Origin of the sequence: Streptomyces sp. NPDC046925, from assembly GCF_040644915.1 — a bacterium.
Lineage (GTDB): Bacteria > Actinomycetota > Actinomycetes > Streptomycetales > Streptomycetaceae > Streptomyces.
Genome location: NZ_JBEYWZ010000005.1, coordinates 126,023 through 152,731 on the forward strand (window position 1 = coordinate 126,023; position 26,709 = coordinate 152,731).

A 26,709-nucleotide genomic window follows, 5' to 3' on the forward strand; every position below is an offset into this window, starting at 1 on the left:
AAACCCCAGGTCACGAGTTACGTGACCTGGGGTTCCTCTGAGCCGCCTTCGGGATTCGAACCCGAGACCTACGCATTACGAGTGCGTTGCTCTGGCCATCTGAGCTAAGGCGGCACGCGTCCCGCACCTATGGTGCGATCAGCAGCGACGCCAAGTCTACACAGTTTCCGGGGGTGCTCCGTACACCCCCGGTCTGCGGCCGTCCGGCGCCCGCCTCACCCCTGTGAGCAGCGCTTTCCGTCGTCCGGGGCCTTGCCCTCCAGCAGGTACGCGTTGATCGCCGAGTCGATGCAGTCGCTGCCCCGCCCGTACGCCGTGTGGCCGTCGCCCTCGTAGGTGAGCAGTTTGCCGGAGGAGAGCTGGTCGGCCAGGGCCTCGGCCCAGTGGTAGGGGGTGGCCGGGTCGCGCGTCGTGCCGACCACGACGATCGGGGCCGCGCCGTCCGCGGTGATGCGGTGCGGCTTCCCCGTCGCCTTCACCGGCCAGTACGTGCAGTTCAGCGAGGCCCAGGCCAGGCCCTCGCCGAAGAGCGGCGAGGCCTTCTCGAAGTCCGGGACCGACTTCTTCACGTCGGCCGCCGAGTCGAAGGCCGGGGGCAGGTCCAGGCAGTTCACGGCGGCGTTGGCGAACATGAGGTTCGCGTACGAACCGTCCCCCTCACGCTCGTAGTAGCTGTCCGAGAGAGCGAGGAGGCCCGCGCCGTCCTTGTCCTTCATCGCCGCGGTCAGCGCCGTGCGCAGCTGGGGCCAGGCCGCCTCGTCGTACATCGCGGCGATCACGCCCGTCGTGGCGAGCGCCTCGCCGAGCTTGCGGCCGTCGGAGTCGCCGGCGGGGATCGGCGTACGGTCCAGGTCGCCGAAGAACGACTTGAGGCGCTTGCCCGCATCCTCCTCGCTCTCCGTGCCCAGGGGGCAGTCCGCCTTGCTCACGCAGTCCTTCGCGAACGACTGGAACGCCGTCTCGAAGCCCGCCGTCTGGTCGCGGTTCATGCGGCGGGCCGGCAGCGACGGGTCCATCGCGCCGTCCAGGACGAGGCGGCCCACGCGGTCGGGGTAGAGCCCGGCGTACGTCGCCCCGAGGAACGTGCCGTACGAAGCGCCCACGTACGTCAGCTTCTTGTCGCCGAGCGCCGAGCGCAGGACGTCCATGTCGCGGGCCGCCTCGACCGTGGAGACGTGCGGCAGCACCTCACCGGAGTGCTTCTCGCAGCCCGCCGCGAACTTCTTGAAGGAGTCCGAAAGGGCGGTGACCTCGCGCTTGTCGTCCGGCGTGATGTCCGTCTGCGTGTACGCGTCCATCTGCTTGCCGTCGAGGCAGGTGACGGGCTCGCTGCGGGCCACGCCGCGCGGGTCGACCGCGACCATGTCGTACTGGGCGCGGACCGCTTCGGGGTAGCCGAGGGCCGCGTACGACTGGAGGTAGCCGATCGCCGAGCCGCCGGGTCCGCCCGGGTTGACCAGGAGCGAGCCCAGGCGCTTGCCGGGCCCGGTGGCCTTCTTGCGGGAGACCGCGAGCTTGATGGCCGGGCCGTCCGGCTTGTCGTAGTCCAGCGGCGCCTTCATCGTGGAGCACTCGAAGCCGGGGACGCCGCACTCGCGCCAGTTCAGCTTCTGTCCGTAGTACGGGGACAGCTCCTTGGGGGTGGCGCGGGGCAGCGCCGCCATGGACGCGTCCGCCGTCGAACCCCCGGCCGAGCAGCCGGATACGAGCAGTCCGGCGGCCATGGACGCGGCCAGAAACGCGGTCGCGGGGGTGCGGAGTCCTCTGATGCGCATCAAACGAGACTAACGGTACGCATCGGATCAGTGACGCAAAGTGCCCGTATGGATGACTGTGTCAAGCCGGTCAGTGCCGGTCGGTGCAGGTCGATGCCGGTCGATGCCGATGGGGCGGCCCGAAGCCCCGGCCCCCCTAGCCCCCCTTAGCCCGCCCGCAGCGCCATCGTCATCGCCTCCACCGCGAGCAGCGGTGCCACATTGCGGTCCAGTGCGGTGCGGCAGGCGCCGATCGCCTCGATGCGGCGCAACGTCGACTCGGGCGATGTGCCGCGCGCAAGGCGCTCCAGCATGTCGAGCACCTCCGTGTTGGCGAGCGCCACGCGCGATCCCAGCTGGAGGGTGAGCACGTCGCGGTAGACACCGGTCAGCTCGATGAGCGCGAGTTCGAGGCTGTCGCGCTGGGTGCGGGTCCTGCGGCGCTTCTGCCGGTCCTCCAGCTCCTTCATGACGCCCGCCGTGCCGCGCGGCATCCGGCCGCCCTTCTCCGCGCCGAGCGCCGCCTTCAGGTCGTCCGTCTCCTTGACGTCGACCTCCTCGGCGAGCTGCTTCGCGTCGTCGCCTGCCGTGTCGATCAGCTCCTGCGCGGCCCTGAGGCAGCCGCCGACGTCCTCCACGCGCATGGGCAGCTTGAGCACGGCGGCCCGGCGCTCGCGGGCCTTGGGGTCGGTCGCGAGGCGGCGGGCACGGCCGATGTGGCCCTGGGTGGCGCGCGCGGCGGCAGCGGCGACGTCCGGTTCGATGCCGTCACGGCGGATGAGCACATCCGCGACGGCGTCCACCGGAGGCGTACGCAGCGTCAGATGGCGGCAGCGGGAGCGGATCGTGGGCAGCACGTCTTCGAGGGAGGGCGCACAGAGCAGCCATACGGTGCGTGGAGCGGGCTCTTCCACGGCCTTCAGGAGGACGTTGCCCGCGCCCTCGGTGAGGCGGTCGGCGTCCTCAAGGACGATGACCTGCCAGCGTCCGCCCGCGGGCGACAACTGGGCCCGTCTGACCAGCTCGCGGGTCTCCTTGACGCCGATGGACAGCAGGTCCGTACGCACCACTTCGACGTCGGCGTGCGTGCCGACCAGGCTCGTGTGGCAGCCGTCGCAGAAGCCGCAGCCGGGGGCGCCGCCGAGCGCGCGGTCCGGGCTCGTGCACTGGAGCGCGGCGGCGAAGGCACGGGCGGCGGTGGACCGGCCGGAGCCGGGCGGTCCGGTGAACAGCCAGGCGTGCGTCATCTTCGACGCCTCGGGCTGCGGGGCGCCCGTGGCCACGGCGGTGACCAGTGCGTCGGCGTCCCGGGCGGCGGCACCGAGCTGTTCGCTCACCCGCTCCTGGCCCACCAGGTCGTCCCATACGGTCATCGGTCACCGCCTCCGCCCTGCGCACCCGCGTCGCATCTCACGCTGTCGAATTCATTGTGGAGCACGCCACTGACAACGCGGGCCACGCTCACGCCGCCGAGGTCAGCGTCGGTTCCGCCCCCGGCCGTCCTCGTCGCCGCCGTCTTCGTCCCGCGAGCCCAGCAACTCGTCCGCCAGCGTGGGCAGATCGTCCAGCGGGGTCTCCTCCGCCCAGTCCGAGCGGGGCCGCTGTCGCGGCTGCCCCTGCTCGTCGACCTGGGGCAGCTCACGGGTGCGGTCGTTGCCGCCGCCGGAGGGGCGGGCGGGCCGCTCGTCGCGGAAGTACCCCGGCGGCACCTTGTCCTCCTGCACCGCGGGCAGCACGGCCGTCTCGTCGGCAGCCCCCGGCACGGGCGGCTGCTGAAGGACCTCGGTCTCCTCCGAGCCCGAGTTGTCCCGTACCTGCGGGAGCACCGCGGTCTCGTCCGCGGCACCCGGCGCGGGCGCGCCGGGCTTCACGACAGGCGTGGGCACCGTCGTCTCGTTGTCCGGCACGGCGTCCGAAGGCGCATCCGAAGGCGCATCGGACGGAGCCGACGCGGGCTTCGATGCCGACTTCGACGCCTGCTTCGACGCCTGCTCCGGGGTCGCTTCCGGGGCCGCCTTCGGAGTCGCCTTCGAAACCGGCTTCGGCGCCGGAGCCGAAGCAGACGCGGCGGTCGAAGCCGCCGCCGCTGCCGCCGCCGAAGCCGCGGCAAGACGACGCGCCTCCTCGGCCCGCAGCAGCGCCTCCTCGGCCTTGCGCTGCTTCTCGACCCGGCGCGCCTCGGCCTCGGCCCGCAGCCGCGCCTCTTCCTCCGCCTCGCGGCGGCGCCGCTCCTCCTCGGCCGCCCGCACCTTCTCCTCGGCGAGCAGGCGTGCCTGCTCCTCCTCGGCCCGGCGCTTGGCCTCCTCGGCGCGCTGCCTGGCCTCCTCGGCCTGGCGCTCGGCCTCGCGGCGCTGCGCCTCTTCCAGCTCGCGGCGCTTGCGCTCCTCCTCCTCGGCGCGGAGCTTGGCGAGCTGCTCCTGGCGCTCGCGCTCGACCCGCTCCTCCTCGGCCTTGCGGCGCGCTTCTTCCTCGGCCTTGCGGCGGGCCTCTTCCTCGGCGGCCTTGCGGGCCTCCTCCTGCGCCTTCACCTCGGCCTCGGAGAGCGGCAGCATCAGGTCGAGCCGGTGTCGGACCACGGTCGTGACCGCCTCCGGCTCCTGAGCGGCGTCGACCACCAGATACCGGCCGGGATCGGCCGCGGCGAGCGTGAGGAAACCGGACCGCACGCGCGCGTGGAACTCGGCGGGCTCCGACTCAAGACGGTCGGGCGCCTCGGTGAACCGCTCGCGGGCGGCCTCCGGGGACACGTCGAGCAGCACCGTCAGATGCGGCACGAGACCGTCCGTGGCCCACCGGGAGATCCGGGCGATCTCGGTCGCGGACAGATCACGCCCCGCGCCCTGGTACGCCACCGACGAGTCGATGTACCGGTCGGAGATGACGACCGCGCCCCGCTCAAGGGCAGGACGTACGACGGTGTCGACGTGCTCGGCGCGGTCGGCCGCGTACAGAAGTGCCTCGGCGCGGTGCGAGAGACCGGCGGACGACACGTCGAGCAGTATCGACCGCAGCCGCTTGCCGACCGGCGTGGCCCCCGGCTCGCGCGTCACGACGACCTCGTGGCCCTTGGCCCGGATCCACTCGGCGAGCGCCTCGGCCTGCGTCGACTTGCCCGCGCCGTCGCCGCCCTCCAGGGCGATGAAGAAGCCCGCGGAGGCGATCCCCTGCTTCGGGTCGTCGCCGCCGCGCAGCGCGTCGCGCAGGTCGTGCCGCAGCGGCACGCCCTGCCGGTCGTCGATCTTGGCGAGGACCAGTGCGGCCACCGGCAGGAGCAGCGCGCCCACCAGCATCAGCGTGAAGGCGGCGCCTCCGTGGTCGAACACGAACTTGCCGTTGACGAAGCGGTGCGGGCCGATCGCCGCCGCGACCACGGGGGCCACCAGCGCGCCGACCGCGACGAAGAGGCGTACGACCGCCTGGAGGTGTTCCGTCGTGCGCGCCCTGCGGTAGTCCTCGACCTCCTGGTCGAGCAGCGCGTGCCCGGTGTGCGCGGCGATGCCCGCGGCCACTCCGGTGAGCACCAGGAGCAGCAGCACGGTCGTCACGTCGGGCACGAGGCCCGCGGCGAGCAGCGCGACGCCGGTGAGGGCGATCGCGAGGGCGAGCAGCCGGCGGCGCGGCAGCGTGGGCAGCAGGGACGGCGCGGTGCGGATGCCGACGGCGGTGCCGCCGGTCAGCGCGAGAACGATCAGGCCGTACGTGACGGGCCCGCCGTCCAGGTCCTTGGCGTGCAGCACGGCGACGGCCACGGCGGCGGCGACGGCTCCGGCGACCGCGGCGCAGGCGGCGACGAGCAGCGGGATCGCGCCGGTGCGGCCCTTGTCGGCGCCGCTGCCGGTGCGCGGCCTGCGCAGCCCTTCGAGGGGGCTACGCGCGCGTGGCGTCTGCGTGGCGGGAAGTTCGAGGAAGTAGACGATCGACAGGGCTGCCGCGAAGAGGCCCGCTGCGACGAACGAGGCGAGCCCCGCCTGGTGCAGGTCGAACCATTCGAGCCCGGCGCCGAGGAGGTTCCCGATCAGCGTGACGGCGACGAGCACGGCGGCCGCGAGGGGCAGTGCCAGGAATCCCGTACGCAGCGACAGGCGCCGCAGGGCTTCCATGTGGTCCGGCAGCGGTCGTACCGTCGCGCCCTCCAGGGGCGGCGCGGGCAGCAGCGCGGGCGCCGCGCTCTCCCGGCAGACGGTCCAGAAGCGCTCGGCGACGCCGATCACGAAGGCGGTGACGAGCAGCATCGCGAGCGCGTTGTCCGGCGTCCAGTCGATCCACAGCGGCGCGACGATCAGCAGCGCGGCCCGCAGGCCGTCCGCGACGACCATCGTCCAGCGCCGGTCGAGCGGCCCGTCCGGTGACGTGATCGAACTCAGCGGCCCGAGCAGGACCGCCCCGAAGAGCAGCGTCGCGAGAACGCGTGCCCCGAAGACAGCGGTGACGGCGAACGCCACCCCTCGATAGCCGCCCCCGAACGCCCCCTCGGCGATGGCCGCTTGCAGCGCGAGCACCACCAGGACAAGGAGGGCGAGGGCATCGCCGACACCGCCGACGAGCTGGGCGCTCCAGAGCCGCTTCAGCTGGGGCACGCGCAGCAAGGCGCGGACAGCACGCTCTCGGGAATCTGCGACCAGGGCGTCGTCGGGGGCCGGGTTTCCGACCGTTGGCTGCTCGGCACGCGTCATCCGTCCAGCCTATCTGGACGCCCGGACACTCCGAAGGGGCGCCCGAACAAATGGACGCCCCTTCGGTTCACACGTTCACAGCGCCATACGGAAGGACGCGTACAGACACGTACAGACGCGGACAGCCGGCGACTCGGAGGCCTGCTCGGAGTGACTACTCGGAGTCGGACGCCTTGGCGGCCGAAGCAGCCGTCTTCTTGGCGGCGGCCGTCTTCGTAGTGGTCTTCTTCGCGGCCGTCGTCTTCTTGGCGGCCGTTTTCTTGGCCGCCGTCTTCTTTGCGGCGGTCTTCTTGGCGGGGGCCTTCTTCGCCGCCTTCTTGGCGGTCTTCTTGGCCGGACCCTTCGCCCGCTTCTCGGCGAGCAGTTCGTAGCCCCGCTCGGCGGTGATGTCCTCGACGCTGTCGGCGGCCCGCAGCGTCGCGTTCGTCTCGCCGTCCGTGACGTACGCCCCGAAGCGGCCGTCCTTGACGACGACGGGCTTCCCGCTGACCGGGTCCTCGCCGAGCTCCTTCAGCGGCGGCTTGGCGGCGGCCCGCCCGCGCTGCTTCGGCTTGGAGTAGATCTCCAGGGCCTCGTCCTGCGTGATGCTGAAGAGCTGCTCCTCGGTGTCGATGGAGCGCGAGTCCGTGCCCTTCTTCAGATACGGGCCGTAGCGGCCGTTCTGCGCGGTGATCTCCACGCCTTCGGCGTCCGTCCCGACGACGCGCGGCAGGGACATCAGCTTCAGGGCGTCCTCGAGGGTCACCGTGTCGAGCGACATGGACTTGAAGAGCGAGGCCGTACGCGGCTTGACCGCGTTCTTGCCGGTCTTCGGGGTGCCCTCGGGGAGCACCTCGGTGACGTACGGGCCGTAGCGGCCGTCCTTGGCGATGATCTCGTGACCCGATGCGGGGTCGGTGCCGAGCGCGAAGTCACCGCTCGGCTTGGCGAGCAGCTCCTCGGCGTACTCGACGGTCAGCTCGTCCGGCGGCAGGTCGTCGGGCACGTCGGCGCGCTGGTGGCCCTCCGCGTCCTTCTCGCCGCGCTCGATGTACGGGCCGTAGCGGCCGACGCGCAGCAGGATGCCGTCGCCGACGGGGAAGGAGGAGATCTCCCTGGCGTCGATCGCGCCGAGGTCGGTCACCAGCTCCTTGAGCCCGCCGAGGTGGTCGCCGTCGCCGTTGCCCGCGCTCGCGGCGGACCCCGCGTCCTCGCCCTCGCCGAAGTAGAACCGCTTCAGCCACGGCACGGCCTGCGCCTCGCCCCGCGCGATGCGGTCGAGGTCGTCCTCCATGCGTGCGGTGAAGTCGTAGTCGACGAGGCGCCCGAAGTGCGTCTCCAGGAGGTTGACCACGGCGAACGACAAGAAGGAGGGCACGAGGGCCGTGCCCTTCTTGAAGACGTACCCGCGGTCGAGGATCGTGCCGAGGATCGAGGCGTACGTCGACGGGCGGCCGATCTCGCGCTCTTCGAGCTCCTTGACCAGCGAGGCTTCGGTGTAGCGGGCCGGGGGCTTCGTCGCGTGGCCGTCGACCGTGATCTCGTCGGCGGTGAGCGCGTCGCCCTCGCTGACCTGCGGGAGCCTGCGCTCACGGTCGTCGAGCTCGGCGTTCGGGTCGTCCGCGCCCTCTACGTAGGCCTTCATGAAGCCGTGGAAGGTGATGGTCTTGCCGGACGCGCTGAACTCGGCGTCGCGGCCGTCGGCAGCGGTGCCGCCGATCTTGACCGTGACGGAGTTGCCGATCGCGTCCTTCATCTGGGAGGCGACGGTCCGCTTCCAGATCAGCTCGTAGAGCCGGAACTGGTCGCCGGTCAGGCCGGTCTCGGCGGGCGTACGGAAACGATCACCCGAGGGGCGGATCGCCTCGTGCGCCTCCTGCGCGTTCTTGACCTTGCCGGCGTACGTGCGGGGCTTGTCCGGCAGGTAGTCGCTGCCGTACAGCTGCGTGACCTGCGCGCGGGCGGCGGTGACCGCCGTGTCGGACAGCGTCGTGGAGTCCGTACGCATGTAGGTGATGAAGCCGTTCTCGTACAGCTTCTGGGCCACCTGCATGGTGGCCTTCGCGCCGAAGCCGAGCTTGCGGCTGGCCTCCTGCTGCATCGTCGTCGTGCGGAACGGCGCGTACGGAGAGCGGCGGTAGGGCTTGGACTCGACGGAGCGGACCGCGAAGCGGGTGTTCTCCAGGGCCGCGGCGAGCGCCCGGGCGTTGGCCTCGTCCAGGTGCAGGGTGTCGGACTTGAGCTGTCCGACCGAGTTGAAGTCACGGCCCTGCGCGATGCGCTTGCCGTCGACCGTGGTGAGGCGGGCGACCAGCTGCGAGGGGTCGGACGCGTCGCCGGTGCGGCCGGTGCCGAAGGTGCCCGTCAGGTCCCAGTACTCGGCGGAGCGGAAGGCGATGCGCTCGCGCTCGCGCTCGACGACGAGGCGGGTCGCCACGGACTGGACACGGCCCGCCGACAGGCGCGGCATGACCTTCTTCCACAGGACCGGCGAGACCTCGTAGCCGTAGAGACGGTCGAGGATGCGGCGGGTCTCCTGGGCGTCGACCATGCGCTTGTTGAGCTCGCGCGGGTTGGCGACGGCGCCCTGGATGGCGGCCTTGGTGATCTCGTGGAACACCATGCGCTTGACCGGGACCTTGGGCTTCAGGACCTCGAGGAGGTGCCATGCGATGGCTTCGCCCTCGCGGTCCTCATCGGTGGCGAGGAAGAGTTCGTCGGAGTCCTTCAGCAGGTCTTTGAGCTTCTTGACCTGCGCCTTCTTGTCGGAGTTGACGACATAGATGGGCTCGAAGTCGTTCTCGACGTCCACGCCGAGGCGGCGCACCTCGCCGGTGTACTTGTCGGGGACCTCCGCGGCGCCGTTCGGGAGGTCGCGGATGTGCCCGACGCTTGCCTCGACTACGTAGCCGGGGCCGAGGTAACCCTTGATCGTCTTCGCCTTGGCAGGCGACTCGACGATGACGAGTCGGCGGCCGCCCTTTGCGGTCTCGCTGGTCGGGGACAACTTCGCTCTTCTCTCCGGTCGGTACTCGGTGGCCGTGGTGCGTGGCCTCGTGGCCGTGGTGCGTGGCCTCGCTCGGTGCGCTTCAGTTGCGCTGACGCTGCGGAGTGTGACGGTACATCCCGCCCCCGTGTCAAACGGGAAAAGCCCGCAACGGCCACTCGAACGGTAACCCGACTACCGCCATTCCTGCCGCCCGGAGTAGCGACCTGCCCTTTCACCACGGGGTTCACCACCGGCTTCACCTCGCGCGCCGGGCCTACGGCCCGTACCGCCCCGCGGCCACCGACCGCTTTCCGGTCACATGCGAGTGAAACACCACACTCCGAGCACCAGTGCGGCCGATCCCGCGAGCGCGGCGAGCGTCGCGGATGCGACAGGGCTCACACCCTCGGCGACGGGCGCGCGGTGTGCCACGCGTGCCCCGGTCCACAGCAGCAGTCCCGCTCCGAACAGCGCGAATACGGTGCCCGCGAAGATCGCTGGTCCGCTCTCCATGTCATTGCCTCCCCGTACTGAGTTCCCGGGTTGGGAAACTGACACGTCCGGGAAGCCGGGGCGCGAACCGCGGGTGAACGGACGGCGCCCGGCTTGAATCACCGCCGGGTGCCGGGCCCAACTCGACCGGAACCGGTCACCCCGGAGCTGGTTCGCACCGTCCACCGTCTCGCTGTGCGTCCGGCGGTTTCCGGAGTACGTCCGGCGCTCGCCGACGCCCGTCCATCCCACCCAGAACGGGAGACAGATGTCCCCGAAACGTACGAGACACGCCGTACGCGTACCGCCAACGGCCCGGCAACCCGCTCCTGACGGCGTCCTCGCGCCCGCTGAGCTCGCGCCCGCCAGGAGCTCGCACCCGCCAGGAGCCGACCGGTTCCAGCACGCTACGAGCCGACCGGCTCCAGGAAGCCCTGCTCGACCAGGAGCCTGATCTGCGCGGGCGTACGGTCCCGCAGCAGTACGGGGTCCTCGCCGACCAGTTGCGCGATCGCGTCGAGGATGCGCCCGGCGCTCAGCGTGCCGTCGCACACACCGGCGAAGCCCGCGCCCACCGTGTCCACCTTGGTGGCCCGGCGCATCCCGCGGTGCTGGCGCAGCACGACGTGCTCCGGGTCCTCGGCGCCGGGCAGTCCGACCTGCTCCTGCACGACCTCGGCCGCGAGCTTGAAGTGCCCGGCGAGCAGCGCGGCGTCGTCGTGCGTCCGCAGGTAGTCCTGCCGCGCGAAGTGCTCCCGGACCGTCTCGCCGAGCGGCTGCTCGACGGGGTGCGGCCACTCCTCGACGGTCACGGACGGTTCGGCGGCACCTGATCCGGCAGCTGCTCCGGCGCCCGACCCGGCGCCGGTCTTGCGCAGCGTGATCCATCCGAAGCCGACCGCGCGCGTCTTGCGGGCCTCGAACTCGTCGAGCCACGCGTCGTACCGCGCCGCGTACTCCTCCGGGTCCGTCCGGTGGTCACCGGCGTCCCGCAGCCACAGCTCGGCGTACTGCGTGACGTCCTGCACCTCGCGCTGCACGATCCACGCGTCGCACCCGCGCGGCACCCAGGACCGGAGCCGCTCGGTCCACTCCTCCCCCTCCACGTGCTGCCAGTTGGCGAGGAAGTGCGCATATCCCCCTTCGTTCAACCGCTCCCCCGCCTGCTGAACGAGCGACCGGCACAGATCGTCCCCACCCATCCCGCCGTCGCGGTAGGTGAGCCGCGCGCCGGGAGAGATCACGAAGGGCGGATTGGACACGATCAGGTCGTACGTCTCCTCGCCCACGGGTTCGAAGAGAGAGCCCTCGCGCAGGTCGGCCTCGGGCGCGCCGGACAGCGCGAGGGTGAGCCGCGTGATGTGCAGGGCACGGGGGTTGAGGTCGGTCGCGGTCACCCGGGTCGCGTGCTGCGCGGCGTGCAGCGCCTGGATCCCGGAGCCGGTGCCGAGATCGAGAGCGCTGGCCACGGGCGTACGCACCGTGAGGCCCGCGAGCGTCGTGGACGCCCCGCCCACGCCGAGTACGACCCCTTCGTCATGGCTGCCGATGCCACCGGCGCCGCCGACGGCGCACCCGAGGTCCGAGACGATGAACCAGTCCTCGCCGTTCGGGCCGCCGTAGGGCCGCACGTCCACGGTCGCCTTCAGGGCACCCTCGCCGTCCGCAGCGGACAGCCAACCGCTCTCCTGGAGAGGGCCGACCGGCAGAACGGCCGCCACGCGCGCGTGCGGCACGGAACGTTGCAGCAGGAAGAGGCGTACGAGGGTCTCCAGCGGGCCCTCTCCACGGGTGGCCCGCAGCGCGGGCACGGTCTCGCTGCGGGCGAGCGCCGTGTAGGCAGGCGCCCCGAGGAGCTCGAGCAGCCCGTCAGCGGTGAAGTCGGCCGCCAGCAGGGCTTCCCGCAACTGAGCGGAGACGTCGGCACGATCGGACGAGGGCAGGGGGGCGCTAGCAATACTCACCCAGTCATTGTGACCCGTTCACGCCCAGATCCACCGCTGCGGTCACCCGGCTGTGGACAGGCGTTCCACCGGTCCCGCTGTGGGCAGGCGTTCCGCAAGGCGGGACGGGTGGGCACAGCCCTCCAACGCCGGGCAACGGTCAAAGCAACGCTGCCCCGGCGCCGGGGGGGGTAGTCCCCAGCGCCGGGGCAACGCACCAAAGAAGGGGGGCAACCCCTAGGCGGCGGAGGGCGTAGCGCTAGCCGACTTGCAGCTGTCCTGCTTGCTCATCGCCTTCCCCACCTCACCCTCCTGCAACTTCTCCAGCGCCTCGTTACCACTCTTGCTCAGCTTGTCCAGCTCACCGGCCACGCTCTTGAGCCCGTCGGCGAAGTCGGCCTGGTTCTTGGTGTCCAGGCCGTCGACCTTCTTCTTCAGGTCGCCGTACGACTTGGAGATGGCGTTCAGTTCCTTGACCGCGTCGTCGGTCTTCTTCTGTCCGCCGTCGACCGGCGGAGCCCCCGCCTTCTTCACCGCGGCGCCCATCGCCTTGTAGGCGTCGGACATGTCCTGGAACGCCTTGGAGTCGGTCTTCTGGACGTCCTCCGGCGAGCTGTTGTCCGAGGTCTCCTTCTGGATCGCCGCGTTGGCATCGGCGATCTTCTTCGACTGCGGCTGAACGGAGTCACAGACGTCCTTGGCCCATGAGTCCAGTTTCTCGTTGCCGTCGTCGCTGCAGCCCGACAGCGCCAGTACCAGTACCGCACCGCCGGACAGTGCGGCTGCAAGCTTCTTGTTCACCGGATTGGTCCCTTCCATGGCTCTCGGCCCCGGAACTTACACGCCAACCGGGTTACAACCGCATGCCGAGGGTCCGGTACCACCCCTATTGCAGCCATTTGCACCAAGCGGAGAGTGCGAGAGAAGGCTCACGGGACACACGAAGGGCGGACGTCGCGTCAGAACGCGCCGCCCGCCCTGTGTTGGGCAGAGTCTGACCCGGTGTTACGAAACCACGGCCGGGTCAGCCGAGCTTTTTACGCGCTCGGCATCACCCTCCTCCTCGTCGCCCACGGCAATGCCACGCCTCTTGGACATGTACACCGCGCCGATGATGACGAGGATCGCGAGCACCGCGATCAGTGCCCGCAGACCGGCGCTCGCGTCATCCCCGTAACTGAACTGGACGACCGCGGGCGCAATCAGCAGCGCCACCAGGTTCATCACCTTCAGGAGGGGGTTGATCGCGGGACCCGCGGTGTCCTTGAACGGGTCACCGACGGTGTCGCCGATCACCACCGCTGCGTGGGCCTCACTGCCCTTGCCGCCGTGGTGGCCGTCCTCGACGAGCTTCTTCGCGTTGTCCCAGGCACCGCCCGAGTTGGCGAGGAAGACCGCCATCAGCGTGCCGGTGCCGATGGCGCCGGCCAGGAACGAGCCGAGCGCGCCGACGCCGAGCGAGAAGCCGACCGCGATCGGCGTGAGCACGGCGAGCAGACCTGGCGTGGCCAACTCGCGCAGCGCGTCCTTCGTGCAGATGTCGACGACGCGCCCGTACTCCGGCTCCTCCGTGTAATCCATGATTCCGGGGCGCTCGCGGAACTGCCGCCGCACCTCGTAGACCACGGAACCGGCCGACCTCGACACCGCGTTGATCGCCAGACCCGAGAAGAGGAAGACGACCGCGGCGCCCAGGACGAGGCCCACCAGGTTGTTGGGCTGCGAGATGTCCATGACCAGGTTCATCGGGGCGCCGTCGCCCATCTTCTCGCCGACGTCCTTGGCCGCGCCCGCGATGGCGTCGCGATACGAGCCGAAGAGCGCCGCGGCCGCCAGGACGGCCGTGGCGATGGCGATGCCCTTGGTGATGGCTTTGGTGGTGTTGCCGACGGCGTCCAGGTCGGTGAGCACCTGCGCGCCCGCGCCCTCGACGTCACCGGACATCTCGGCGATGCCCTGCGCGTTGTCGGAGACCGGACCGAAGGTGTCCATGGCCACGATCACGCCGACCGTGGTGAGCAGACCGGTTCCGGCCAGCGCCACCGCGAACAGGGCGAGCATGATCGACGTACCGCCGAGCAGGAACGCCCCGTACACGCCGAGCCCGATCAGGAGCGCGGTGTAGACGGCGGATTCGAGCCCGATCGAGATGCCGGCGAGGACGACGGTGGCCGGACCGGTGAGCGAGGTCTTGCCGATGTCCTTGACCGGACGCCGGCTGGTCTCCGTGAAGTAGCCGGTGAGCTGCTGGATCAGCGCGGCCATGACGATGCCGATCGCGACGGCGACGACCGCGAGGACCCGCGGATCGCCGTCGTGACCCGCGATCGCCGTGTCCGTCACGCCGTCGAGGTCGGCGTAGGTCGACGGCAGGTAGACGAAGACCGCCGCGGCCACGAGCGCCAGCGAGATGAACGCGGAGATGAAGAATCCGCGGTTGATGGCGGTCATGCCGCTGCGGTCGGAGCGCCGCGGCGCCACCGCGAAGATCCCGATCATCGCCGTCACGACGCCGATCGCCGGAACGATCAGCGGGAAGGCGAGTCCGGAGTCGCCGAACGCCACCTTGCCGAGGATCAGCGCGGCGACCAGGGTCACGGCGTACGACTCGAAGAGGTCGGCGGCCATACCGGCGCAGTCGCCGACGTTGTCGCCCACGTTGTCGGCGATGGTCGCGGCATTCCTCGGGTCGTCCTCCGGAATGCCCTGCTCGACCTTGCCGACCAGGTCGGCGCCGACGTCGGCGGCCTTGGTGAAGATGCCGCCGCCGACACGCATGAACATCGCGATCAGCGCCGCCCCGAGGCCGAAGCCTTCGAGGACCTTCGGCGCGTCGGCCGCGTAGACGAGCACTACACAGGAGGCGCCCAGAAGACCGAGCCCCACCGTGAACATGCCGACAACGCCGCCCGTGCGGAAAGCGATCTTCATGGCCTTGTGCGAAACGGCGGTGAGATCCTTTTCGGGTTCTCCTTCCGCCGGAGTGGCCTCTCGGGCGGCTGCCGCCACGCGAACATTGCTGCGTACGGCGAGCCACATGCCGATATAGCCAGTGGTCGCCGAGAACACCGCACCGATCAAGAAGAAGATCGATCGGCCGGCACGCTGATTCCAGTCGTCTGCGGGCAGCAGCATGAGCAGGAAGAACACCACGACGGCGAATACACCGAGAGTACGCAGTTGCCTGCCGAGATAGGCATTGGCGCCCTCCTGGATCGCCTTCGCGATCTTCTTCATGCTGTCGGTGCCCTCGGTGGCCGCGAGCACCTGGCGTACGAGCACCCAGGCGACCGCGAGCGCCGCGATCGCGATGGCCGCGATGACCATCACGATGAGGCGGTTTCCGTCGGTCAGTACTGCGGCTGCGAAGGTTGTGGGCTGGTCAAACTGATGAGGGGTAGAAAGCCCCGCCATTCGTCCTCCTTGACGCTTGGGCTGAGCTCAAGATGTGGACGGATTGTAGGGAGCGGAACCTGATCAAAACAGAGCGCCGCAAACGGAATTGGCCGGAGATTGCTTCCCAGCAAATGATCGCGACCGCAGACTGACCCCAAAAGTGGTAATGCCTCAAAACCGTTGACGACGGTCGGCAGTCCCCGGGCAATTGACCGAGGCAATGATCAAAATAATGATCAAAATAAGAAAAGGCCCTGCTCCCGCGCCGGGAGCAAGACCTGGGTAAGGCGATGGAGAGGGGGCCGGTGGGACCGGAGAGCCAGAGGCTGGTGGGGCCGCAGGGTCAGAGGCTGGTGGGCCCGCAGGGTCAGAGGAGCGTCGCCGGGGTCGTCGGCCACGTCATCCGGATCAGACCGCCGCCCTCGCCCGCGGTGACCTCCACGTCGTCCACGAGACCGCTGATGACGGCGAGACCCATCTCGTCCTCGCCCTCGGTCTCCGTGTCGACGGACGCATCGGGCCCGGAACCGGACGGCCGGTCGCCGGCCGTCGCGTGCGGAGCCTCGTCGCCGACCTCGATGGAGAACTGCTTCTCGTCCTCGATCAGGGCGACCCGCACCGGCGCGTCCACGCCGTTGCTCTGGTGCAGCCCGACGGCACGCGTGCAGGCCTCGCCGACAGCGAGCCTGACCTCGTCGAGAACGGCCTCGTCCACTCCGGCCCTGCGCGCGACCGCCGCCGCCACGAGACGGGCGGTCCTGACGTGCTCGGGCAGCGCGCTGAAGCGGAGTTCAACGGTGGCCATGCATCCCCCTCGGACATACGCGCGTGCTGTCAGGGGGCCGGGCCGAGGGCCCGGTCCCCTGCTGTACTGCCACCCCCGGGCCGCTCAAGCAGGCGACCCGGGACATCCGGCCGTCAGTCGGTGGCCGCGACCGCTTCATCGACCGAGGTGTGAATGGGGAACACCTTGGTCAGGCCGGTGATGCGGAAGATCTTCAAAATACGCTCCTGGTTGCACACCAGGCGCAGCGAGCCCTCATGGGCACGCACCCGCTTCAGGCCGCCGACCAGAACGCCGAGCCCGGTGGAGTCGAGGAAGTCGACGCCCTCCATGTCGACGACCAGATGGAAACTGCCGTCGTTCACCAACTCGACCAACTGTTCGCGCAACTTGGGCGCGGTATAAACATCGATTTCGCCACCGACCTCGACGACCGTACGATCGCCGACGGTACGGGTCGACAGGGACAGGTCCACGGATCCTCCAGCACCTTGCTATCGAGCGGTCATCCCTCGGGACACCTCGGCAGAGCCCCCAGGACGGATCGCCAGCCGCGATGGCATTCAATCACTTACCGGCAGGCGTGCACGACGCCTTGGGACCATTGTCCATCCCGCCAGTGACACACTCGGTGCCGATGGCCAACTTTTCTCCGCCCGGCGGACCCTCCACGGGCGCCCCGGTACGCACGTCTCCACGGACGGTCCTGGACCGGCTCACCGCTGGGCCGAGCCGTGCTGCGCGCGTCACTCATACGGAGCACTTGCCCCCGCGCGCGGCACGATATGCAGTCTGGCCTGATCGCATTCGTTCCGAGGTCGTCGCCGCCGTGCAATCGGCCGGTATCGAACATCCCTGGGCCCACCAGGCACTCGCCGCCGAGCACGCCCTGGACGGCGAGTCGGTGATCGTCGCCACCGGCACCGCCTCGGGCAAGTCGCTGGCCTACCTCGCCCCCGTCCTCTCGGCCCTCCTCGACGGCTCCGAGGCCCCCAACGGCCGCGGCACGACCGCGCTGTACCTGGCCCCGACAAAGGCCCTGGCCGCCGACCAGCGCCGCGCCGTGCGCGAACTGGCGGCGCCTCTGGGAAACGCGGTCCGCCCCGCCGTGTACGACGGCGACACCCCCGTCGAAGAACGCGAATGGGTACGCCAGTACGCCAACTACGTCCTGACCAACCCCGACATGCTGCACCGCGGGATACTCCCGTCCCACCCCCGCTGGTCCTCCTTCCTGCGCGCCCTGCGCTATGTCGTCATCGACGAGTGCCACACCTACCGCGGCGTCTTCGGCTCCCACGTCGCCCAGGTGCTGCGCCGCCTGCGCCGCCTCTGCGCCCGCTACGGCTCCGACCCCGTCTTCCTCCTCGCCTCCGCCACCTCCGCCGAGCCGGCCATCGCCGCCGAACGGCTGACCGGCCTTCCGGTGAAGGAGGTCGCCGACGACGCCTCACCCCGCGGCGACCTCGTCTTCGCCCTCTGGGAACCCCCGCTCACCGAGCTCCACGGCGAGAAGGGCGCCCCCGTCCGCCGCACCGCCACCGCCGAGACGGCGGACCTGCTCACCGATCTGACCGTCCAGGGCGTCCGCTCGGTCGCTTTCGTACGGTCCCGGCGCGGCGCCGAGCTGATCTCGGTGATCGCCCAGGAACGCCTCGGGGAGGTCGACCGCTCCCTGGCCCGCCGCGTGGCCGCCTACCGGGGCGGATATCTCCCCGAGGAGCGCCGCGCCCTGGAGCGGGCCCTGCACTCCGGCGAACTCCTCGGCCTCGCGGCGACCACCGCTCTCGAACTGGGCGTGGACGTCTCCGGCCTCGACGCCGTGATCATCTCCGGCTATCCGGGAACCCGCGCCTCCCTGTGGCAGCAGGCGGGCCGTGCCGGGCGCTCCGGGCAGGGCGCGCTCGCCGTGCTCGTCGCCCGTGACGACCCGCTGGACACGTATCTCGTCCACCACCCCGAAGCGCTGTTCCGGCAGCCGGTGGAGTCGACGGTCCTCGACCCCGACAACCCCTACGTCCTCGCGCCTCACCTCTGCGCGGCAGCCGCGGAGCTTCCCCTCACGGACGATGACCTGGCCCTCTTCGGCCCGGCCACCGAGGAACTGCTCCCGCAGCTGGAGGGCGCCAAGCTGCTGCGGCGGCGCACGAAGGCCTGGCACTGGACCCGCAGGGAGCGGGCCGCCGACCTCACCGACATCCGCGGCGAGGGCGGCAAGCCGGTCCAGATCGTCGAGGAGGGCACGGGGCGGCTGCTCGGCACCGTCGACGCGGCAGCCGCGCACACCGCCGTCCACGAGGGCGCGGTCCACCTCCACCAAGGCCGTACGTATCTCGTGCGCCGCCTCGACCTGGAGGATTCCGTCGCCCTGGTCGAGGAGGCCGGTCCGCCGTACTCCACGACCGCCCGCGACACCACGGCCATCTCCATCCTGGAGACGGACACCGAGATCCCCTGGGGCTCGGGCCGCCTCTGCTACGGCTCCGTGGAAGTCACCAACCAGGTCGTCTCCTTTCTGCGCCGCAGGCTGATCACCGGCGAGGTGCTCGGCGAGACCAAGCTGGACCTGCCGCCCCGCACCCTGCGCACCCGCGCCGTCTGGTGGACGGTCACCGAGGACCAGCTGGACGCGGCCCGGGTCAATCCGGAGATCCTCGGCGGTGCCCTGCACGCCGCCGAGCACGCCTCCATCGGCATGCTGCCGCTCTTCGCGACCTGCGACCGCTGGGACATCGGCGGTGTCTCCGTGCCGCTCCATCCGGACACGCTCCTGCCGACCGTCTTCGTGTACGACGGCCATCCGGGCGGCGCGGGCTTCGCCGAGCGGGCCTTCCACACGGCCAGGGAGTGGCTGACCGCCACCCGCCAGGCCATCGCCTCCTGCGAGTGCGAGGCCGGCTGCCCGTCCTGCATCCAGTCCCCGAAGTGCGGCAACGGCAACGACCCCCTGCACAAACGCGGCGCTGTCCGCCTTCTCACCACCCTCCTCAAGGACGCCCCCGCCCCCTGAGGGCATCGGTGCGACCGGCCCCGCCGGACCCGCCCGGGATCTGACCTCGGTCACGAACGGCCCGAAGTCCGTGGCCGCCGTGACGTCCGAGATCTCGCCGGTCATCGCGCACCGCACGACGCGAGCCCCCTGCGCCTCGGCCACCCGCCCGGCCGCCGCGCACGCCCCGGCACGCCCCTGCGTCCAGTGGTCCGCGGCCGCCAGCGCCGCCAAGTCGGCCGCGCCGCCCGCGCGGTGGCGGGCGAGGATCACCTGCCCCATCGCGAGGACCGCGCCGCAGATCACGCACAGCACGGCCAGCACGACGACGACCCACACCGTGGCGGCTCCCCGGTCCGACGCGGATCGCGGAGCCCACAAGCCCCTCACACGCCCACCCCCACCGTCTCCTCGGCCAACGCCACGGCCTCCGACCGCGCCCGCAGACCGAGCCCGAGCGCTCCCGGCCCCGGCGAGTCCGCCTCGACCCGCACCCGCACCAGGTCGCCGTCCCGCCGCACGGCCACCGACGCACCACGCGGCGCCGCCTGCCGAGCCGCCGCCACGGCCGCGCTGTCGGGGTCCTGCCTGGCCATCGCACGCGCCCCGGCCCGTGCCGCGTCCACGCACTGGATCTGCGCGGACGCGGTCAGCAACGCCCAGACCAGCGCCATCGTGAACAGCACCAGCGTGGGCAGCACCACGGCCGCCTCGGCCGTCACGAACCCATGGTCCCCGGGGCGCCACCGACCGCCCAGCCCTCTCTCAGAACCGGACATCGAACCAGAACCGGACACCGCCTCAGAACCGGACACCGCGTCAGAACCGGACATCGAGCGCCTTCTCCACGACCGCCTGCAAAGCCGCCCTGACCTGCCCGCTCGTCACCACCTTGTAGAGCAGCCCGGCGAATCCCACCGCCGCGATCAGCCCCATCGCGTACTCCGAGGTGACCATCCCCGCGTCCCCCCGCAACCCCCGCATTCCGCGCGCCCCGCGTCGCGACGCCCGTGCACACAGCTGTCCCCACATCTCAACCCCCGTGAAATCGCAGTCCGTTCAAGTCACGGCAGCCCGCCTCGCGAAGCCACCGTCCAGCCACTCGGCCCCGCAGGGTCCATCAGCCGCCGAGCCGCTCGGATGCCGCTCAGATGCCGTTCAGATGCCGCTCAACAACCCACCCGCCAGGCCGATCACCACAGGCAGCACCCCCACCGCGATGAACGCGGGCAAGAAGCACAGCCCCACCGGCGCCGTCATCAGGACTCCGGCTCTGCGCGCTGCCGCCGTGGCCGCACGACTCCGCTGCGCACGGCAGTCCGCGGCGAGGCGCGCCACCGGTTCCGCCGCCGGAGCCCCCGAATCCCCAGCTCGCTCAAGGAGCCGGGCCAGCGCCCCCGCGCCCGGTATCGCACCCAACCCCCGCCACGCGTCACCCGGTTCACCGCCGAGCCGCAACTCGGCGGCCCCCTGCGCGAGCCGCTCGCCCACCGGCCCCTTCAGCGCATCGCCCACCGCCTGTGCGGCCACGACAGGCCCCGCGCCCGCGGCGACACAGGCCGCCAGGAGGTCAGCGGCCAAGGGCAGTTGCCGAGCCGCCTCCGCGTCGTCGGACTCCGCGGCACGCCCGCCCCGCCCCCGCTGCCAGCGCCACATCCCGTACCCGGCACCCAGCCCCACGAGGCACCCCGGAACACCGCCCACCAACACCCAACCGGCACACACCGCCCCGGAAACCGCCGACCACCCCCGCACCACGTCCCGCCGCCGGAAGCACCGCACGGACCACCGCCGCGTCAGCCCCGCCGGCGCCCGATCGGCCACCCCCAGCACGACCCCCGAACGCCCCCGCGCCGCCCTTTCACGCCGCGCCGCCAGGACCGCCGACACGAGCCACAGCAAGGCCGCCGCACTCCACACGACCACCCCCGCCTCGTGCGCCACAGAACTCATCGCTCCTCCACCCCTCGTACGATCCGCAGCGCCCACCACACGCCGGCGCCCTCCAACGCCCCGCCCACCGCCAGACATCCGAGCCCCGCCCCGGTGTGCAGCAGCACCCGCAGCGGCGACGCCCCGAGCGCGCTCCCCATGAGCAGCCCGAGGACCGGAAGCCCCGCGAGCATCACCGCCGTTGACCTCGCCCCCGCCAACTGGGCCCGCAGATCCGCGCGCTGATCCCGCTCCGCCCGCAGCGCGCCCTCCAGCCGTTCGAGCCCCGCCGCCAGTCCGGCACCGCGGTCCACCGCCACCCGCCAGCACGCCGCGAGCCCGAGCAGCCCCCGCGCCCCCGGCTCCCGCGCCGCCACCTCCAGCGCCCCCGGCACATCCCCGCCGAACCGCGCCGCCGCCAGAACCCCGGCCCGCGCCTCCCCGAGCCCCGCGACGGCGCCAGTTCCGTCCTCACCGAGCCCGAGGCCCCCGTCAGCCGCGGCTCTCAACGCCTCCCCCGGCTGCCGCCCCGCCCGCACCTCTCCCGCGAGCGCCCCGCACAACGCGATCACCCCGGCGGCCCGCCGCTCCTCCAGGAGTCGCGCGTCCCTGGCCCGCCGTACGCGCCGTATCAGCGGCACCCCCGCCGCCCCCAAGGCCAGCGGCACCAGAGACTCCCCGAGCAAGCCGATCGCCGCGCCGCCCGCCAGAGCCCACCATTCGTGCCGCACCCGGCCACGGACGCGGGTCACCGCCCGTCGCCACGCCACATCCCCCGACGTGATCTCGCCCCCGGCCGCCAGGACCGCCCGCGCCCGCCGCAGCCCCCGGTCCCGCCCGACCAGCAGCCAGGCCGCGCCTCCCGCACACACGGCCGCCGCCATCCCCGTCGCACTCATCCCCCACCACTCCCGCCACTCCCACCACCGTCTGCCAGAAGGGATTCCAGCCGCTCCCAGCCCCGCTCCCGGACGAATTCCTTCTCGCCCCACCGCAGCGCGGGCACCGTCACCACGAGGCCGGACGGGTCTCGCTCCAGGACATGCACCTCCGCGATCCGCCGTCGCCCCGCCCTGTCCCGTACGAGATGGAGCACCACGGACAGCGCGGCGGCCAACTGGCTGTGCAGCGCCGCCCTGTCGAGCCCGGCCGCTGTCCCCAGCGCCTCCAGACGGGCGGGCACGTCCCGAGCGGCGTTGGCGTGGACCGTGCCGCAGCCGCCCTCATGGCCCGTGTTCAGGGCGGCAAGCAGATGCACGACCTCCGCGCCCCGCACCTCGCCCACGACCAGCCGGTCGGGGCGCATCCGCAGCGCCTGCCGCACCAGATCGTCCAGGCCGACCTGCCCGGCGCCCTCCTGGTTCGCCGGTCTGGCTTCGAGACGCACCACGTGCGGGTGGTCGGGGCGCAGCTCCGCCGAGTCCTCGGCGAGCACGATCCGCTCACCCGGCCCGACGAGACCGAGGAGCGCGCTCAGCAGGGTCGTCTTGCCCGAACCCGTGCCGCCGCTGATCAGGTACGAGAGGCGGGCGTCGAGCATGGCCCGCAGTACCCGGTCCCCGCCCGGCGGCACCGTCCCCGCCGCGGTCAGTTCCGCGAGGGTGAAGGCCCGGGGGCGTACGACACGCAAGGAGAGGCAGGTCGACCCGACGGCGACCGGAGGCAGCACCGCGTGGAGGCGAGTTCCGTCCGGGAGCCGTGCGTCCACCCAGGGCCTGGCGTCGTCGAGCCGGCGTCCGGCCACGGCCGCCAGGCGCTGTGCGAGCCGCCGCACCGACGCCGCGTCCCGGAAGGAAACCCCGGTCAGCTCCAGGCCCTTGCCGCGGTCGACCCACACCCGGTCGGGCGCGGACACCAGCACATCGGTCACCGAGTCGTCGGCGAGCAGCGCCTCGAGGGGCCCCGCGCCCACCAGCTCCGAGCGCAGCTGTGCCGCCGCGCCCAGGATCTCCGCGTCGCCGAGCACCCCGCCCCGGGCCCGCAGCGCCTCGGCGACGCGGGCCGGGGTCGGCTCGGTCCCGTTCTCCGCGAGCCACTGGCGCACCCCGTCCAGCATCCTGGCCCCGACGACGGCGCTCATGAGCCGCCTCCGGCGTCGACCGGGACGCGCTCCCAGAAGGCCGTGCAGAACCGGGCCAGCGGCCCCCGCACGGCGCCTCCGGGCGGCATTCCCGCGGCCTGCGCGGTCAGCAGGCCAGCCTCGCGTGGCAGTTCGCCGACGAGCGGCAGTCCGAGCAGCCGCGCGACCTCGTCCGCGTCGAAGCCACCAACCCCGTCGAGCCCGCCGCGTCCGCCGCCCCCGGCGCCGCCCCTGCCGACCACCACCCGCAGATCCCGCAGCACCATGCCCACCGCGGACGCGACCCGCCGCGCCCCGGCCACCGCACGCAGCTCAGCCGGGACCACCATGAGCCCCAGATCGACCTGGGCCAGCGCCTCGGCCACTCCCTCGTCCACGCGCCGCGGCAGGTCCACGATCACCGCCCCGCCCCGCCGCCGCGCGGCAGCGATCACCGCCCGCATGGCCTCGGGCGGAATGACCACCGCATCACCCCGGTCCCAGCTCAGGACCCGCAGGGAATGCAGCTCGGGCAGCGACTCCTCGAGCGCGCCGCCGCCGACCCGGCCCCTGGACTGCGCGAAGGCGGGCCAGCGCAGTCCGTCGGCCGCCTCTCCGCCGAGCAGCACGTCGAGGCCGCCGCCGAGCGGGTCGCCGTCGACGAGCATCGTGCGCCGCCCCGCGCGGGCCGCCGTGACGGCGAGGGCGCACGCCAGTGTCGAGGCACCGGCTCCTCCGCTCCCGCCGATCACCCCCACCGTGAGCGCGGGCCGCCCCACGCCCTCGGCGACGTCGGCGATGCGGTCCACCAGCCACCGCTCGCCGTCCGGCAGCACGAGCACATGATCGGCGCCGATCTCCACCGCGCGCTGCCAGACCCCGGGGTCGTCCTGATCCCGCCCGACCAGGACGACGCCGCGCCTGCGTGCGGCTCCCCGCACCCGGTCCACCGCGTCGTCCCCGACGAGGATCAGGGGCGCCGCGTCCCAGCCTCCCCTGCGCTCGGGCACGCCGTGCTGCACCTCGGGTCGCGCCCCGGCGGCGGCGCACAGCCGCAGCAGGTCGTCGAGCAGCTCCACATCTTCCGTGACGATCAGCGGTCCGCCGTGCCGTCCGTCGGACGGCGGCGGCCCGTCACGTGTAATCACTCCAGTCACGATCCCCGGCCCCCTCTCACTACAAGCCCGTTGAATGCCGTGTTCCACATCGGCGATGAACCGGACAAGGCAATCCGGCCATGAACTTCGCGTGCAGAACGGGCGGAATCAGCGTGCAGCGATCGCGGATAACGTGTGGATCTTGCTCAATAACTGTGGACAAGACGGGGCCTGTGAATATCCCGTTCACCCATACCAGTGACAACTCAAAAGGCTTCCGCACAGCAGCCTTACGACTACACACAGTGACGAATCATGGGCAAGAAAAAAGATCGCCGCGACGGCCGTCGAGAGGCGTCTGGCGATCGAATGAGGGTCGGAGGATGGCGGGAAAACCCATCCGGACATGCGACGACCCCCGCCGGGGGGGAGAGCGGGGGTCGTCCCCACGGTCCGACTCGGGGGGGGAGGAGCCAGACCGGGTTAGCACGGTCGCGAACGATCCGTGACTTCCATGGTGTACCCGAGAGCCTTCTCAGGCAAACCCACGCGCCTCACCTTACGCCGAATGGTGGGCGCCTATGCTCGACCTCGTGGAAAACCACTCCTTGCCCCGCACAGCCGCCTTCTTTGACCTGGACAAGACGGTCATTGCGAAGTCGAGCACTCTCACCTTCAGCAAGTCGTTCTACCAAGGCGGCCTGATCAACCGCAGGGCGGTACTGCGAACTGCATATGCGCAGTTCGTCTTCCTCGCCGGCGGCGCCGATCACGACCAGATGGAGCGGATGCGCGAGTATCTGTCCGCGCTGTGCCGCGGATGGAACGTGCAACAGGTCAAGGAGATCGTCGCCGAGACGCTGCACGACCTGATCGACCCGATCATCTACGACGAAGCCGCCTCCCTCATCGAGGAGCACCACACCGCGGGGCGGGACGTCGTCATCGTCTCCACCTCCGGCGCCGAAGTCGTCGAGCCGATCGGCGAGCTCCTCGGCGCGGACCGGGTGGTGGCGACCCGGATGGTCGTCGGCGAGGACGGCTGTTTCACCGGCGAGGTGGAGTACTACGCGTACGGGCCCACCAAGGCGACGGCGATCAAGGAGCTCGCGGAGTCCGAGGGGTACGACCTCGACCGCTGTCACGCGTACAGCGACTCGGCGACCGACCTCCCGATGCTCGAATCCGTGGGGAATCCGCACGCGGTCAACCCCGATCGCGCCCTGCGCCGCGAGGCCCTCGCGCGCGGGTGGCCGATTCTTGACTTCCACCGTCCCGTGCGGCTCAAGGAACGGCGCCAGACACCGTCCCGGCCCGCACTCGTCGCGGCGGCCGCGGTGGGTGCCGCGGCGGCCACCGCGGGGCTCGTGTGGTTCGTGAGCCGACGCCGGACCACGCGCGCCCGATTCACCCTTGTTTGAACCTAAAAGTAAAGAAGTAGTGCCAGGACTTCCGCTTAGTCCAGGACAGGAGTACAAAGGATTCAACGGCCCGCGAGACCAAGGACATCCGAGAGGATCACCTTTAAACGCAACCAAGGCCCCACGGACCGAAGCATGAACACCGAGCACCCACGCGACGTCGACCCGTCGATTACGGGCCAGCCGCACCAGGTGACGGGCAACGTTCCCGACCTGATGGGCAACTCTCGAGGACGCTTGGTAACCCGGTGAACATGCCAGCGGCGGTACGAGAACTCGTACCGCCGCATCCCTGTGCAGGGGCCCGCATTCTGCGTACGGAGCCCCGCGTTCCTGCGTATGCAGCCTTTACGCCGCGCCGCGCTGCATGGCCTCGCAGACCGCCGTCGACTCCCTGGCACCCAGTTCGACCGCGCGCCCGCAGTGGGCGATCCAGGCGGCCATCCCCTCCGGCGTCCCGGACGCGTAGCCGTCGAGTGCCCCTACGTAGGCCGCCCGACCCTGTTCCCCGTGGCCTGCCTCGGCCGGGCAGACCGACTTCGGGTCGAGTCCGCTGCCCACCAGGACGATGCGCTCGGCGGCCCGCGCGACCAGGCCGTTGTGCGAGCCGAAGGGGCGCAGGCTGAGCAGTTCTCCGTGCACCACGGCCGCCGTCACCAGGGCCGGCGCGGAGCCGCCCGCGATGATCAGCTGCGAAAGCCCCTCGAGGCGGCCCGCCACCTCGTCGGAGTCCGGCACGTCGAGCTCGACCAGCGGCTCGTCCACCGGTTCGCCCGCGAGACGCGGCCGCCCCGCGGCCTCGTCGTTCTCAGCGGCGGCGACCAGGTGGAGGCGGGCGAGCACCCGGAGCGGTGACTGCCGCCAGATGGACAGGAGTTGCCCGGCCTCCGCGGTCAGCCGCAGGGCCGCGCCGACCGTACGGGCATCGGCGTCGCCGCTGAAGTCACTGCGGCGGCGCACCTCTTCGAGTGCCCAGTCGGCACCGGAGAGCGCCGCCGAACCGCGTGCGCCGCGCAGCGCCGCCTCGGAGGTGATCTCGCTGCTGCGGCGCCGCATGATCCGGTGGCCGTAGACCCGGTCCACGGCCTTGCGCACGGAGTCCACGGAGTCGGCCACGCCGGGCAGTGCGCCCAGGGCCGCGAGCGGATCGGCTGTCGTACTCATGAGTACGACCCTACGCACCCCCGGCGCTCCCCCCACG

Annotated in this window: 19 protein-coding genes, 1 tRNA gene and 1 pseudogene; 2 read left to right on the forward strand and 19 right to left on the reverse strand. The window is 71.4% G+C overall.

The window, feature by feature from the left end:
• Positions 1 to 40: 40 nt before the first annotated feature.
• The 11 genes from ABZ906_RS22055 to bldG form a co-directional block, all read right to left on the reverse strand.
• Positions 41 to 114 (reverse strand) — tRNA-Thr (locus ABZ906_RS22055).
• Positions 115 to 215: 101 nt separating this feature from the next.
• Entirely contained in the window at positions 216 to 1,775 is a 1,560-nt protein-coding gene (locus tag ABZ906_RS22060) for an alpha/beta hydrolase (protein WP_361385083.1), read from the reverse strand.
• Between the two features lie 146 nt (positions 1,776 to 1,921).
• Positions 1,922 to 3,127 carry a DNA polymerase III subunit delta' gene (locus tag ABZ906_RS22065; protein ID WP_361385086.1) on the reverse strand — a complete coding sequence of 402 codons (1,206 nt, stop codon included), beginning with the start codon at positions 3,125 to 3,127 and terminating at the stop codon, positions 1,922 to 1,924.
• Positions 3,128 to 3,229: 102 nt separating this feature from the next.
• Positions 3,230 to 6,427, reverse strand: a complete 3,198-nt coding sequence (tmk, locus tag ABZ906_RS22070) for a dTMP kinase (protein ID WP_361385089.1) — start codon at positions 6,425 to 6,427, stop codon at positions 3,230 to 3,232.
• Positions 6,428 to 6,581: 154 nt separating this feature from the next.
• Positions 6,582 to 9,413 (reverse strand): type I DNA topoisomerase, encoded by a 2,832-nt coding sequence (topA, locus tag ABZ906_RS22075; protein ID WP_361385092.1) that lies wholly within the window; start codon positions 9,411 to 9,413, stop codon positions 6,582 to 6,584.
• A 297-nt stretch (positions 9,414 to 9,710) separates the two neighbouring features.
• Positions 9,711 to 9,908, reverse strand: a complete 198-nt coding sequence (locus ABZ906_RS22080; protein ID WP_361190972.1) for a hypothetical protein — start codon at positions 9,906 to 9,908, stop codon at positions 9,711 to 9,713.
• Positions 9,909 to 10,294: 386 nt separating this feature from the next.
• On the reverse strand, positions 10,295 to 11,851 hold the full coding sequence (locus tag ABZ906_RS22085) for a class I SAM-dependent methyltransferase (protein ID WP_361385095.1): 1,557 nt from the start codon (positions 11,849 to 11,851) through the stop codon (positions 10,295 to 10,297).
• Positions 11,852 to 12,067: 216 nt separating this feature from the next.
• Positions 12,068 to 12,649 carry a small secreted protein gene (locus ABZ906_RS22090; protein WP_361190967.1) on the reverse strand — a complete coding sequence of 194 codons (582 nt, stop codon included), beginning with the start codon at positions 12,647 to 12,649 and terminating at the stop codon, positions 12,068 to 12,070.
• A gap of 186 nt (positions 12,650 to 12,835) precedes the next feature.
• Positions 12,836 to 15,244, reverse strand: a complete 2,409-nt coding sequence (locus ABZ906_RS22095; protein ID WP_361385098.1) for a sodium-translocating pyrophosphatase — start codon at positions 15,242 to 15,244, stop codon at positions 12,836 to 12,838.
• Positions 15,245 to 15,593: 349 nt separating this feature from the next.
• Positions 15,594 to 16,031, reverse strand: a complete 438-nt coding sequence (locus tag ABZ906_RS22100) for an ATP-binding protein (protein ID WP_361190962.1) — start codon at positions 16,029 to 16,031, stop codon at positions 15,594 to 15,596.
• A 113-nt stretch (positions 16,032 to 16,144) separates the two neighbouring features.
• The gene (bldG, locus tag ABZ906_RS22105) at positions 16,145 to 16,486 is read right to left on the reverse strand and encodes an anti-sigma factor antagonist BldG (protein WP_005475923.1); all 342 of its coding nucleotides are present in this window, start codon (positions 16,484 to 16,486) and stop codon (positions 16,145 to 16,147) included.
• Between the two features lie 80 nt (positions 16,487 to 16,566).
• Between bldG and ABZ906_RS22110 the strand changes: the two genes are divergently transcribed.
• Positions 16,567 to 19,020 (forward strand): DEAD/DEAH box helicase, encoded by a 2,454-nt coding sequence (locus tag ABZ906_RS22110; RefSeq protein ID WP_361385101.1) that lies wholly within the window; start codon positions 16,567 to 16,569, stop codon positions 19,018 to 19,020.
• 36 nt (positions 19,021 to 19,056) lie between these two features.
• Here ABZ906_RS22110 and ABZ906_RS22115 read toward each other — a convergent pair.
• The 7 genes and pseudogenes from ABZ906_RS22115 to ssd all read right to left on the reverse strand — a co-directional run.
• A pseudogene (locus ABZ906_RS22115) lies at positions 19,057 to 19,389 on the reverse strand (Rv3654c family TadE-like protein); the annotation flags it as partial.
• A complete protein-coding gene (locus ABZ906_RS22120) occupies positions 19,386 to 19,778 on the reverse strand; it encodes a TadE family type IV pilus minor pilin (protein WP_361385104.1) in 393 nt (130 codons plus the stop codon). The pseudogene ABZ906_RS22115 and the gene ABZ906_RS22120, both read right to left, overlap by 4 nt.
• Before the next feature lie 40 nt (positions 19,779 to 19,818).
• Complete coding sequence (locus ABZ906_RS22125) at positions 19,819 to 20,031, reverse strand: DUF4244 domain-containing protein (RefSeq protein ID WP_361385107.1); 213 nt, start codon at positions 20,029 to 20,031, stop codon at positions 19,819 to 19,821.
• 126 nt (positions 20,032 to 20,157) lie between these two features.
• Positions 20,158 to 20,952: a type II secretion system F family protein gene (locus ABZ906_RS22130; RefSeq protein ID WP_361385109.1), complete on the reverse strand. Its 795-nt coding sequence runs from the start codon at positions 20,950 to 20,952 to the stop codon at positions 20,158 to 20,160.
• Complete coding sequence (locus ABZ906_RS22135; RefSeq protein WP_361385112.1) at positions 20,949 to 21,830, reverse strand: type II secretion system F family protein; 882 nt, start codon at positions 21,828 to 21,830, stop codon at positions 20,949 to 20,951. The genes ABZ906_RS22130 and ABZ906_RS22135 overlap by 4 nt, the downstream gene beginning before the upstream one ends.
• Positions 21,827 to 23,011 carry a TadA family conjugal transfer-associated ATPase gene (locus tag ABZ906_RS22140; RefSeq protein WP_361385115.1) on the reverse strand — a complete coding sequence of 395 codons (1,185 nt, stop codon included), beginning with the start codon at positions 23,009 to 23,011 and terminating at the stop codon, positions 21,827 to 21,829. The genes ABZ906_RS22135 and ABZ906_RS22140 overlap by 4 nt, the downstream gene beginning before the upstream one ends.
• Complete coding sequence (gene ssd / locus ABZ906_RS22145) at positions 23,008 to 24,147, reverse strand: septum site-determining protein Ssd (protein WP_361385118.1); 1,140 nt, start codon at positions 24,145 to 24,147, stop codon at positions 23,008 to 23,010. Before ssd ends, ABZ906_RS22140 begins: the two co-directional genes overlap by 4 nt.
• A 521-nt stretch (positions 24,148 to 24,668) precedes the next feature.
• On the opposite strand from ssd, the gene ABZ906_RS22150 reads away from it, so the two are divergent.
• The gene (locus ABZ906_RS22150) at positions 24,669 to 25,508 is read left to right on the forward strand and encodes an HAD-IB family hydrolase (RefSeq protein ID WP_361190948.1); all 840 of its coding nucleotides are present in this window, start codon (positions 24,669 to 24,671) and stop codon (positions 25,506 to 25,508) included.
• A gap of 348 nt (positions 25,509 to 25,856) precedes the next feature.
• On the opposite strand, the gene ABZ906_RS22155 is transcribed toward ABZ906_RS22150, so the two are convergent.
• Entirely contained in the window at positions 25,857 to 26,672 is an 816-nt protein-coding gene (locus tag ABZ906_RS22155; RefSeq protein WP_361385121.1) for an oxidoreductase, read from the reverse strand.
• Between the last annotated feature and the right edge of the window lie 37 nt (positions 26,673 to 26,709).